General features: G+C 58.5%; 8 protein-coding genes. 1 reads left to right on the top strand and 7 read right to left on the bottom strand.

Translation table 11 applies throughout. The annotated features are described in order from the left end of the window. Positions 1–47 precede the first annotated feature (47 nt). From PYK22_RS03260 to PYK22_RS03245, 4 genes are all read right to left on the bottom strand, one after another. Positions 48–905 carry a hypothetical protein gene (locus PYK22_RS03260; protein ID WP_157770636.1) on the bottom strand — a complete coding sequence of 286 codons (858 nt, stop codon included), beginning with the start codon at positions 903–905 and terminating at the stop codon, positions 48–50. An 81-nt stretch (positions 906–986) separates the two neighbouring features. Then, positions 987–2498, bottom strand: a complete 1512-nt coding sequence (locus PYK22_RS03255) for an outer membrane beta-barrel protein (RefSeq protein ID WP_041974218.1) — start codon at positions 2496–2498, stop codon at positions 987–989. After that, complete coding sequence (locus PYK22_RS03250) at positions 2482–4752, bottom strand: outer membrane beta-barrel protein (protein WP_041974216.1); 2271 nt, start codon at positions 4750–4752, stop codon at positions 2482–2484. The genes PYK22_RS03255 and PYK22_RS03250 overlap by 17 nt, the downstream gene beginning before the upstream one ends. Before the next feature lie 208 nt (positions 4753–4960). Further along, the gene (locus PYK22_RS03245; protein WP_060635285.1) at positions 4961–6310 is read right to left on the bottom strand and encodes a DUF512 domain-containing protein; all 1350 of its coding nucleotides are present in this window, start codon (positions 6308–6310) and stop codon (positions 4961–4963) included. Positions 6311–6680: 370 nt separating this feature from the next. Between PYK22_RS03245 and PYK22_RS03240 the strand changes: the two genes are divergently transcribed. Further along, positions 6681–7049, top strand: a complete 369-nt coding sequence (locus tag PYK22_RS03240) for a response regulator (RefSeq protein ID WP_041974549.1) — start codon at positions 6681–6683, stop codon at positions 7047–7049. 101 nt (positions 7050–7150) lie between these two features. Here PYK22_RS03240 and ald read toward each other — a convergent pair whose 3' ends face one another. The 3 genes from ald to PYK22_RS03225 form a co-directional block, all read right to left on the bottom strand. Beyond that, positions 7151–8275, bottom strand: a complete 1125-nt coding sequence (ald, locus tag PYK22_RS03235; RefSeq protein ID WP_041974214.1) for an alanine dehydrogenase — start codon at positions 8273–8275, stop codon at positions 7151–7153. 105 nt (positions 8276–8380) lie between these two features. Then, the gene (locus tag PYK22_RS03230) at positions 8381–9943 is read right to left on the bottom strand and encodes an aldehyde dehydrogenase family protein (protein WP_083437562.1); all 1563 of its coding nucleotides are present in this window, start codon (positions 9941–9943) and stop codon (positions 8381–8383) included. A 474-nt stretch (positions 9944–10417) separates the two neighbouring features. Beyond that, positions 10418–11977 carry a Do family serine endopeptidase gene (locus PYK22_RS03225; RefSeq protein WP_060635283.1) on the bottom strand — a complete coding sequence of 520 codons (1560 nt, stop codon included), beginning with the start codon at positions 11975–11977 and terminating at the stop codon, positions 10418–10420. Positions 11978–11999: the final 22 nt, after the last annotated feature.

Below are 11999 nucleotides of genomic sequence, written 5' to 3'. Positions count from 1 at the left end.
CGAGAAGATCGGTTTCACCGATGCCGTAACAACTGCGATCGGATTTGTCAGTTGGCCTTGAAGATCCGAGGGTGCAGTTTTTGGTTGAAGGCGAAGTTGGAGAGCCTCATCTCCCATTCGGCGAGGTAGGTTCCGTTTCGCGTCTCTAACTCTAACTGGAGTTTGTAGGTGTGGGGCAGCATCAATCCGCCCTCTTTCCTGAAATCGGAGAAATCCTCGATCATTCTATATCTGGTCTCCCTTTGACTCGCTGATAGATCCGGAGCTATGCCCATCGGCGGCGGGATGGTCCGTTCGTACAAGGTGCGTATGTGCTGAAAGGTCGTGCGATCGAGGTAGATTCGGATCTTCAAATCGGCCCCTTTGCGGGGAGAGTAGCGGATCTCGTAAGCTTCCCGCTCTCCGATCCGCTTGATGCCGCCGTACTCCAGTTTAGCTCCTCGCTTGTTTTCATCGAACAATGGCCACGCTGTCGATAGCGTGCCCCCGAGAAGCCCTTGCTCGATTATCGTTTCGTGAGTTTTGAGGAAATCGGCCAGCGTTGACCTTACGCCGGGGCGGATGTAACTTGTCGTCACTTCGCTGCCGTCATATCCGAACTTATCGATAGGGTATTCGGCTCTATCGAACGACATGCCGATGATGTTCTTCTCCCCCTCTGAAGCCAGGGCGGCGTTGCCGGCGATCCTGCCAAGTTGCGGGGAGCGAAAAGTGGCGATGACGATCCCGGTGATCAATCGGGTGGAGACCGAGCGGCGAGTCTCTTCAGCGCCGATCGTGGCGAGATGTTTGGTGATGATCTCCTCCAGCTTAGGGTTGGAAGTTTGAGCTGTGCTGAGGTGGAAGAAGCCAGAGGAGATGACGGCCAAAAACGTGAGGGTGAATCTGACAGATAGTCCTCTCATCGAGGCTTTCCTCCGAGGGCGGCTGTAAGTTCAAGCCGGTACCGCTGCTGTCACGGTACCGGCTTGAACTCTGGGCTTTGGTTAAAACTCGATCCTTCCGACAAGTTGAATGATGCGCGGGTCGGTCACCGTTGAAGTGATGCGCCCGAAGTTCGTGCTGTTGATGTTGAATCCAGAGCTGTTCCCTCCGGTCGGGAATTGCGGGACGAAGAAGTTCGCGCGATTCAGCACATTGAACGCTTCGACTCGGATCTGGAAGCGAACTCGCTCGGTGATCGGGATGTTCTTCAGCAGCGAAGCATCCCACGTGAAGATGAACGGTCCGTTGATGAACGCGCGCTCCAAATTCCCAGTTTGCCCGGGGGCGGCGTTAAAGAAGACTTGGCCTGAGAAAGGAGTCGTCCCGAACCCTTCTGCTCCGCGCCCGCTGCCAAGTTGCGAGCACAACCCGGCTTGCAGATTGGCCTGATTGATGTTGATCACCGATGGGTCTATGTAGAAGATGCCGCAGGGTGTGCGCCGGACGCCGATCAGGCTTTTAATCTGGTCCTTGGTTAGCGAGGAGACGGCCGTTTGGCGTCCTGAGCGCCCCACGCGGTTCAAGGTCCCGCGCGGATCGGTGATCGTCACCGGCGCACCAGTGCCCGCGCGGATGATCGTTCCCAGTTGCCAACCGCCCAGCAGAAGGTTCGCCACCCCGCCTTGGTTCAGGAAGCGACGCCCTTTGCCGATCGGCAGTTCGTAGATCGTGTTGAAGTTGAACACGTGGGTCTGATCGTAATCGGCGCGCGAATACTCGAGTTGCGGCTGATTGTTATCGAGCAGCGGATCGAATCGCGTCTGTCCGACACCGGGCGCATCGGTCAGCGTTTTCTGGAAGGTGTAGTTGGCTTGGAAGAAAAAGCCCTTCGCAAAGCGCCGCCTGACCTCAACTTGCAAAGAGTTGTAACGCGCCCGACCGCTGTTGTCCAGTAGATCCGCTACACCGGTGTTGGGATTCGGGAGGAATTTGACGTTGCCCGTCAATCCGTTTTGGATGTAAATGACGGCCAAATCGGCTGGCGTCCCATTGCGCAATTGCGATTGTATAGTGGCGTTGCTAAGCAACCCTCCGCTTGCCAGTTGCGGGAAGACAGTCAGCGTCTGGCATCCCGGATTCTGCGCCGGTGTGCAGGCCGGATTCCCCGTCAACAACAGATTGTTCCGCGCCCGTATGAAGTCTTGGACGAATCCGTTGCTGAAGATATCGACCTGATTGAGGTCACGCCCGCGCACCAGATTGTCGCTGCGCCCACCGACATAACGGATCTCGATCGCCGTTTGAAACCCGATCTCACGCTGGATGCCAACGCTATATTCGGTCCACCGTGGCGCTTGCAGATTGGGATCGATGGCGAAAACGGTGCCGAAACGCCCAGCAAGCAAATTGTTCTGCGCGTAGGTGCGCGGCACTTGGAAGGTCGGAGTTGAAAAGGTGGGCAATGCTGAGAACCGCGCGTTGATGTTGCTCAAGGTCACCTGCTGCGTCAAACCTTGATTGCTCGAGAGAGCATTATCAGCAGCGCGAACGAACTCATCATTGACATAGCTCATGCGGAAAGACATAGCTCATGCGGAAACCGCCACGGATCACCGTCCGCCCGTTATTGGAGAAGAGGGCCGTGAAGAGACGGTTCTTGAACTGTGGCGCGTAGGCGACGCTGATCACAGGCGCGAAGTTGTTGCGATCGGCTTTGAAGAACTTGTTGTCCCCACCTGCATTATGTCCGACGAAGTCGTAGATGCCGTTCGGATCTAGGATGGTGGAGATTACATCCTTGCCTTGTTGAATCACGGGTTCGAGCGCTAGCCCGTTCGGCTCCCGTATTGGCGTGTAGAGTTCATAACGCAATCCGTAGTTCAGCGTCAGCTGCGGAAACGGACGCCATTGATCCGAAACATAGAAGGAGTAGTGTTCGAAGTTCAGGTTACGGCTCGGGAGCGCCCCCGGCACGTAGCCCGAATTCTTGCTCGTCGCGTTGAAGGTCAAGTTAGCGCTCCCCACTATGCCGCCGAGCAGCGCCAGAAGGGCGTTGGCGTTATTCAACTGGGTCGCGCTGATACCGCCGGGGAATTGGCTGGCGTTCAAAGTCGGCGTGTTGTTATTGGTCCCGAGGACGTATGTCGGAATCGTCGAATTGGAGAAAGCCGGTGGACCGTATGGGTTGATGCGAAAGACTTGCAATTGTCCACCGAACCTCAACGAATGTCCTCCGAGGACATAGATCGCGTTGTCCTGCAGGTTGTAGTAACGGACGTTGCGCCCCTGCGTCTGGAAGTTGACCTCTGGATTGCTGATGAGAGTCACGGTGCTGCCTGCCGGTGTTGGCATGGCGATGAAGAAGTCCGATGGGACGCGCGTGTTATCGAAGCGCGGCTTGTCGTCGCTGACGCCGCCGCGAACTTCATTGGTGAAGCGAGACCCCGTGTACTGGTAGGCTAAGACGAGCGAGTGGTGATGGTTGTCTTGGAAAGATGCTGGGATGTTGCCGAAGCCAGCGTTGCCCGAGTTATCAACGTCGGGACGTAGCAGGAACTCTTTGCGGTATTCATAAACGCCGCTGATCGAGTGGTGCGTGCTGAGTTCTTCGTCGATGCGGAGGGTGAAGGCTTCGCGATTCTGGTCCTGTTTCTGCGTAAAACCAAGCCCGGTCGTGTTCAGCTGATCGCCGATGTCGGTCCGATTGCCGACGGTAGGAAGTTTAGACAGGATCCGGCTTTGGACGAAGGGATCGATTCCGGATAGACCGGCAAGTTGAAGGATGTTGACCGAGCGCACGACGCCGGAGTTATCGCGATAGGTGAAGATGCCCTGTCGCGCTTGCGGCAGCAGGATCGTGCGCGTGACGGTTGCCGATTGGCGTAAGCGGAAACCCTCGTATGAGCTGAAGAAGAAGGTCTTCCCCTTGTAAAGGGCCGGTCCGCCTTCGCCGAAGCGCGGCAGGTAGAGCGGACCGCCGAGCTTGCCGCCGAACTGATTGCGGTTGAGGAACGGGCGCGGCGTTCCGGCCAGATTGTTGAAGAAGTTGTTGGCGGCGAACTTGGAGTTGCGATTGTAGATGAAACCTGCGCCGTGAAATTCGCTTCCGCCGCGCGGGGTCACCAGTTGCACTTGAGAGGCTCCATAGCCCGCATCGGCTCCAGCGTTCTGTGTGATCACGGTGAACTCCCCGGTATCGTCAACGTTCGGACGGTCGGGGACGAAATCGGTCGCATTCGCACGGATGAAATTGTCCTGGACGTTGAGTCCGTCGCGCGTGATATTGGTGAATGAGCTGCGCTGCCCGTTGATCGTCGTGTTGGTCGCCCCGTTCGAGGCCACCCCGGGTTGGAGCTGAATCAATTGCAATGGATTGCGGCCATTGAGCGGCAGTTCGACCACTTGGCGTGGGCTTACCGTGTTGCTCAACTCGCCTGACGTCGCGTTCAAAATATCCGCCCCTGCAACTACGGTGACGCTCTCTTGCACGCCACCGACTTCGAGCGTGACGTTGAGCGAATATTCGCGCGCGATGTCTATCTTAAGATCGGTCGCGGTGAAGGTCTTAAATCCTTGGGCCGTCACCTTCAGCGTATATGTTCCGACCTCGAGCTGAGGGAAGATGAAGACGCCTTCGGCGTTCGTGACGACCGTTCGCTCGCGTCCCGTTTGATTATCGGTGATGGTAACCGTTGCGCCCGCAATGACGCCATCGGGGCCAGAGACGGTCCCAACCAATCGCCCCGTGCTCGATTGACTCAGAGAGAGCGAAGCTAGAGCGAAAATGAGAAAGAAGAACCCAACGAAGGTCGATGGACCTCTATACATGCCTCCTCCTTACAACCTGATGCTGAAATTTAAGCCCCAACTTGGGTTGAGGGCTCCATCAATTTCGCTAATGCAACCTCTATGCCGCTGGCGGTTGCCGAGGCGAAATCGAAGTAAGAGCTGAATTTTTCGATCCGATCGGAAAGCGAAGAGGCGAACGATCCTCCGAAATTTCGGATTTTCCATCCGAAATTTCGGAGAGCTCGATTTAGTTCGAATCGCGAGCCTTCGAGAGCAAGGCGTGTAGATCTTCGGTGGGATGCAAGGGGATCTCGAACTCGGCTTGAAGTTCAGGCAGTCTCATCCCATCGAGCATGATATCTTCATCGCCGCGAAAGACGACGCGCGGGATGGCGACGAAATCGCCAGCGATCTGTTGGCGCATGGCGAGGATATCGGAACCGGTGATCAATCCGGTGACGACGATCTCCGGCCCGAAGTAGCGATTCTCAACACCTAGGACGTGCAAGCGCGTGCCGAAGCGTTGATTGAGGCGTTCAATGCGCTCGCGCAAGATGGGGGCGAAGAGTTTTCCCGTCAAGAGTGTGCCGTTCAACTTCTCGGGATGAGCGGGTGGACGCCGTTGCAATCTTCGCCAAAGCGAATTGAAGTTTTCGTAGAAGGTGCGAACCATGCCGACCCCGTCTTCGATCTGCGGATAATCGCCATAGTGTCTGCGGCTCGGGATCGGATGCCCGGCGCGCAAATAGATCTCGTCGCCGAGAAAAGCGAAAGTCGTCCCCAGCCTCTTCCGCAGACGGCGCTGGATCGGCGTCACCTCCGCTATCACGCGACGGCAAAACTCTGCGGTGACAGGGACCAGACGCGGATCGCGATTGTAGCGCGTCAAACCGAGCGGCACGATGGCGACGCTGCGTATGCGCGGGTAGTGCGCGGCCAAGTCTTCGATTGTACGGATCAGCACCGGCCCGTCATTGATCGTTGGACACAGGACCACTTGTGCGTGTATCTCGATGCCGGCATCCATCAACCGGCGGAGCTTGGCGGTGATATCAGCACGGCGGCGATCTATGCCGAGCAGATAGGCGCGGACGTCCAGATCTGTCGCATGAATCGAAACATATTGCGGCGAAAGGTGCTGTTCGATGACGCGCTCCATCTCCTCTTCGGTGATCGAAGTGAGCGTCGTGTAATTGCCGTAAAGGAAGGAAAGGCGCACATCTTCATCGCGGATAAAAAGCGCCGGTCGCGCATCCGGCGGGTTGCCTTTGCAAAAACAGAAGATGCATTCGTTGGCGCACTGGCGCGGGACGATCTGCTCGAAAGTCAAACCCCACTCCTCATCTTCATCGCGCTCGACGATGAGCTCCCAATGTTCACCGTTACGCTTGATGACCTCGAGCGTAAGCTGCGTCTCCCCTGCCGTGTAGAAGTTGAAGTCCAGGTAGTCGCGCACCTTGCGCCCGTTGATGCGGATGATGCGGTCGCCCGCTTCGAGTTCCAGCTCTGCGCCCAGGCTTCCGGGGACGACCTCGGCGATCTCCGCGCCGCGGCGACGTATCTTCAATGTGGCTGGCGTGACGGCAAATTCGTACATCTGGCGATCTGCAAAGTATAGCATGAGCCGCCGCGCGAGCGCTTCTTGCTCGCAGAATGGATCGCCGTGCTGTCAAAATGACGGCATGTGGCATTCGATTTGACAGATTTTTGTAGAGTGGGCCTGGATTGAGCCCGACTAAAGCGCCGGATGCCGAACCGAAGCGAGGGGGCGCAATTCGTTGTCAGCGAAGATCATAAGGCGAAGATCGGAGATCTCGCGAAGGCCTTCGCCCACAGATCGGGTGGATCGGTCCAGAGGTACGAAATTTGCTTGAGATTGTCGCGCCCGTCTATCCTTCGGAGGAAGGGCACAGAGGGTCGAATTAATGGATGCAAAAGTCGAAACAGAACTGGTGTCTGATCGAAGGATGAGCAGGACGATCCTTCTGGTTGAAGATGATCGCGCCGTGCGGCGGTACATGGAGATCCTTCTGCAGCGCGCTGGGTTCAGCGTCGTCGCCGCGGCGGATGGTTTGGAAGCGATGAAGTTGGCGCTTTCGACCAAATTCGATCTCGTCATCACGGATGCCATCATGCCGCAATTGAACGGTTACGAGCTTTGTCGCTTTTTACGGCGCCACCCGCATTTGGCGCGCGTGCCCATCGTGCTTTTGAGCGGGGCGGAGCGTAACGGCGATGAGTCCATCAAGCCTGATGCCTATTTGACGAAGCCCGTGCAACCCGAGCAGTTATCGGCTTGTTTGGCGAAGCTCATCGAGGGGGCGAGCGACGTTTAAGGCCCGGCGCGCGCGAGATTCCAAAGAGGCGAATCGGGCCAGCCCGATTCGCCTCTTTCAGTTTTGTTCAAGGTTCGTACAAGAAGAGGGCTTTCGCGAACTTAAGCCAAGTCTTCGACGAGCTCTTCGAGCGGCGTGTATGGAAGGTTTTGCGATTCGGCGACCGCTTGGTAGGTGATGTGACCGGCGTAGGTGTTCACGCCGGCGCGCAACCCTTTGTCTTCGGAGATGGCTTTGAGGAAGCCGAGATTGGCCAGCTTGAGCGCGTAGGGCAGCGTCGCGTTGGTCAGCGCAAAGGTCGAGGTACGCGGCACGGCGCCGGGCATGTTGGCGACGCAGTAGTGAAGCACGCCTTCGACGTAGTAGGTTGGATCCGAATGCGTGGTCGGGTGCGTCGTCTCGATGCAGCCGCCTTGATCTACTGAAACGTCGATGATGACCGCGCCGTTCGGCACGTCCTTGAGCATCGAACGTGTGACGAGTTTAGGAGCCGCCGCGCCCGGGATCAACACGGCCCCGATGATCAGATCGGCGTGGCTGATCGCTTCGTGGATCGAATAGGAGTTCGAGGCGAGCGTCGTGATGCGCGACAGGAAGATGTCATCGAGCTCACGCAGACGGTCGAGGTCTTTGTCGATGATCGTTACCTGCGCGCCCATGCCGACGGCGATCTTGGCCGCGTTGGTGCCGACGACGCCGCCGCCTAAGATCACAACTCGCGCCGCGGGCACGCCGGGGACGCCGCCCAAGAGCACGCCGCGCCCGCCGCCCATCTTTTCAAGATAATGAGCGCCGATCTGCACGGCCATGCGCCCGGCGACTTCCGACATCGGCGTCAAAAGCGGCAGATGGCCGTGCCGGTCGGTGATGGTCTCGTAAGCGATGCCGGTCACTTTGCGCTCAAGCAATTGGCGCGTCAGTTCGCGATCGGGCGCAAGATGCAGATATGTGAAGAGTATCTGCCCTTCGCGCATGCGTTTGTATTCGGGTTCGATCGGCTCTTTGACCTTGACGATCATCTCGGCTTCAGCCCACACATCATCGGCTGAATCGAGGATCTTCGCGCCCGCTCGCTGATAGAGCGAATCTTCGAACCCCGAACCTTCGCCCGCGCCACGCTCGACTAGCACCGTGTGGCCCGCATCGGTCAACGCGCGCACGCCCGCGGGCACAAGTCCGACGCGATATTCGTTGTCTTTGATCTCCTTTGGAAGTCCTACGATCACTACCTTTCTTCTCCTAGATGATTTATGCTGGATGCCGCTTTGGCTGCGACATCACCGGAAGAGTCCTCCTGCCATTCAACGCTGCGCGGCGGAAAGTCGGCCATTTCACTCCATCTTCGCCGTATCGATCTGCGCGCGTTGAAGTCTTCCGCTGTAATCGACGTAAACGGCCTTCCATTCGCTGAAGATGTCGAGCACTTGCGTGCCCGCTTCGCGATGCCCGTTGCCGGTCGCTTTGGTCCCGCCGAACGGCAGGTGGACTTCGGCGCCGATGGTCGGCGCGTTGATGTAGAAGATCCCCGTGTAGATCTCGTTCATCGCGTGGAAGGCGCGGTTGACATCCTGCGTGTAGATCGAAGCCGATAGCCCGTAACGGACGCCGTTGGCGATCTCAATCGCCTCTTCGAGCGAGTCGGTCGGGATCACCGCCGTCACCGGACCGAAGATCTCCTCTTGCGCGATGCGCATCTGCGGCGCGACGTCAACGAAGACGGTCGGTTCGATGAAGTACCCGTGTGCATACTCGCCGTTGGTTAGGCGCTTCCCGCCGCAGGCCAGCTTCGCCCCGTCTTCGCGCTGGCCGATTTCGATGTAGCCCATGATCTTGGCGACGGCGTCGGCGTTGATCACCGGACCCATCTCGGTTTCGGGATCGGCGCCGTTGCCGACGCGCAGCGCGCGCGCCCGCTCGATGAGCATCTGCGAGAAGCGCTTGTAGACCTTCTTGTGGACCACCAGCCGCGACGATGCCGTGCAGCGTTGGCCTGAGGTGCCGAACGCGCCCCACACGGCCCCTTCGATGGCGAGGTCAAGATCGGCATCGTCCATCACGATGATGACGTTCTTGCCGCCCATCTCCAGCGAGCAGATGGCGTTTCGTTCGGCGCACTTGCTCGCGACGATCCTTCCCGTCTCGGTCGAACCGGTGAACGAGATCAAACGGACGCCCGCGTGTTCGGTCAACGCGGCACCGACCGTTTCGCCGTAGCCCGTGACGACGTTGACCACGCCGGGCGGGATGCCCGCCTCTTCGCACGCTTTGACCAGATTGATGGCGGAAAGCGGCGTGTCTTCCGCCGGTTTGAGCACGACCGTGTTGCCGCAGATGAGCGCGGGCATCAATTTCCACGACGGGATCGCCATCGGAAAGTTCCACGGCGTGATCAATCCGCAGATGCCGACCGGCTGCCGCACGCACATGGCGAATTTATCGGGAAGCTCTGATGGGGTGGTGAAGCCATGAAGCCTTCGCCCTTCACCTGCGGCGAAATAAGTGCAATCGATCGCTTCTTGCACGTCGCCGCCCGTCTCTTTCAGCACCTTTCCCATCTCGCGCGTCATCTCGGCGGCGAACCGCTCCTTGTTGCGCACGAGTATTTCGCCGAGGCGAAAGAGCAGTTCGGCGCGCCGCGGCGCGGGCGTGCGCCGCCAACGGTCGAAAGCGTCCGCCGCAGCCTCGACCGCGCGCGCGATGTCTTCGGCGGTCGAAAGCGGGAAGCGCCCGACCACATCGCGCGTATCGGCTGGGTTGATGTTTTCAAAAAACTCGCCCGCGGCGGGTCGAACCCATTCTCCGCCGATGTAGTTGTAGTAAGTTTTAACCGCCGTTCGACGCGCGGCGGCGCGCTCGTTCTTCTTTCTTCTGACGGCTTTGCGTGCTTGGACCATAAAATGATAGGCGAATGAGTGATCGATTAGATTTCGGTTCCGCTCCACGCTTGCAAATCGCTGCCCGGCTTGAAAGAGCGACGGAATAAGCTTGAAGCCATGTGATCGAGCGATGGCGTGGAAGCGCTTCAAAAGAACTCGACGAGTAATTCTAACATGCGACGTGGGACTTTTAGCAAAAGCTTGAAGACGGTTGGGATCGAGGCGGAGGTAAGAAGTGTGAATGGGACTTATTACTGATCCTTATGCCTAGGATTCGGCAAGGCTCGTATCCGGATTGGACGTAGTTAAGCGTTCGCTTTTCAGCCTATGGGAAGCGAGAGGGAGAATTTGGAGAGCATACAGGGTCTTCCAAGGTGAACAATCTCGCCTTTGCTTTAAGCGAGAGGAAGAAGATCGGAGAGCATAACCACAGCTCGGCGCGTCACGGGACGCGATTCTCCATCGCATTTCGAGCTTTACCCGCGCCCTCCGTCATTGATAGGTGAACTGAATGATCCGTTGGTTGGCGCGCCCGCCTTCGTAGCTAACGACGATCATCACGACCGGATCGCCCGGCTTGAGCGCGTTGACGATGCGTTCGAAGTCGGCGATCGTGTTGACCGGAACCCGATTGACGCGCTGGATGATCCAGCCCTTCGCCAGGTTAGCTTCATCCGCGATGCTGTCGGGCTCGACTTCCGTGATGAGCAGTCCGCGCGCGCCGCGCAAGTTCCTCTCCGCAATGATCTGTGGCGTCAATTCGCTGACGGTCAGTCCCAGACGCGGGCGCTCATCGGCAGGGCGCTTGGTTCGCTTCTCATCCGACGTCAAGCGGGTGCGTGCGGCGTTGCGCGTCGGGCGCTCGCCGACGGCGACGCTCGCTGTGCGCCGCTCGAACCTACCGTTGATCTCGCGCAGGTAAGCGATCTCGACCGTTTGCCCGACGGGCGTCGAGGCGACTTTGTTGATGAGGTCTTGTGCGTTGATGATGGGTTGTCCGTTGAATTCGATGATCACGTCGCCGCTTTGCAGTCCGGCGCGCGAGGCGGGACTCGGTTCATCGGAAAGATCTGTGACGATCGCGCCGCGCGCCTCCGGAAGCCCGTAGACTTGGGCGTATTCGCGCTGGACCGATTCGAGGAAAACACCGAGATAGCCGCGCCGCACACGACCTTGCGTGACGAGTTGATGATAGACGAAAGCCGCCATGTTGGACGGCAGGGCGAAGCCGATGCCGTTATAATCTCCGGTCGTCGTCGCGATCTGCGAGTTGACGCCGATCACCTCGCCGTGCATGTTGACGAGTGGGCCGCCCGAATTGCCGCGGTTTATGGCGGCGTCGGTCTGAATGAACCGCTGAAAACTGGTCGCTCCGCGCGTTTGCCGATCTTTCGATGAGATGATGCCTGCGGTGACGGTCTGGTCCAATCCGAAGGGCGATCCGATGGCCAGCACCCAATCGCCGACCTGCGCTTCGTCGGAGTTGCCGAATCTAACTGTCGGCAGATCGCGCCCAGCGTTGATTTTGATGACGGCCAGGTCCGTCTCTTCATCCATGCCGATGATCTCGCCGGGGAGCTTCTCTCCCGTTTGAAGCTGGACCTTGATTCGCGTCGCGCCCTCGACGACGTGTTGATTGGTCAAGATGTAACCTTTGGGATCGACGATGAAGCCGCTGCCGACGCCGCGCGTCGTCGGACGGCGGCGGCGGAACATATCAAGGAATGGGTTGCCCGATGGCGGGGCGTTCTGTCCTTCATCCTCCTCATCTTCGTCGTGCATGGCGATGTCCAATGTGGAGACCGTTTCGATATTGACCACGGCCGGTTCGACGCGCCGCGCGATCTCGGCGAAGGAGGCCGAAAGGGCCTCGGGCGCATGGGCGATCTGCGCGTCGTTTTGGGCGATGGCCGGATGCCCGACGAGCAATGCGCCGATCAACGCGCCGCTCGCGACGCAGACGATGGCCAACAGGATGATCCACAAACGCACGCGCCGCATGATTTCGCGTTCGATCTCTTGTCGGGCGTTGGGCTGGATTTCGTACCGCATAAGGCTAACCCCTCATCCTTCG

The sequence above is a fragment of the Pyrinomonas methylaliphatogenes genome (genome assembly GCF_000820845.2).
In the GTDB taxonomy this organism is placed as follows: domain Bacteria; phylum Acidobacteriota; class Blastocatellia; order Pyrinomonadales; family Pyrinomonadaceae; genus Pyrinomonas; species Pyrinomonas methylaliphatogenes.
This window is presented reverse-complemented; position numbering and strand designations above follow the sequence as displayed.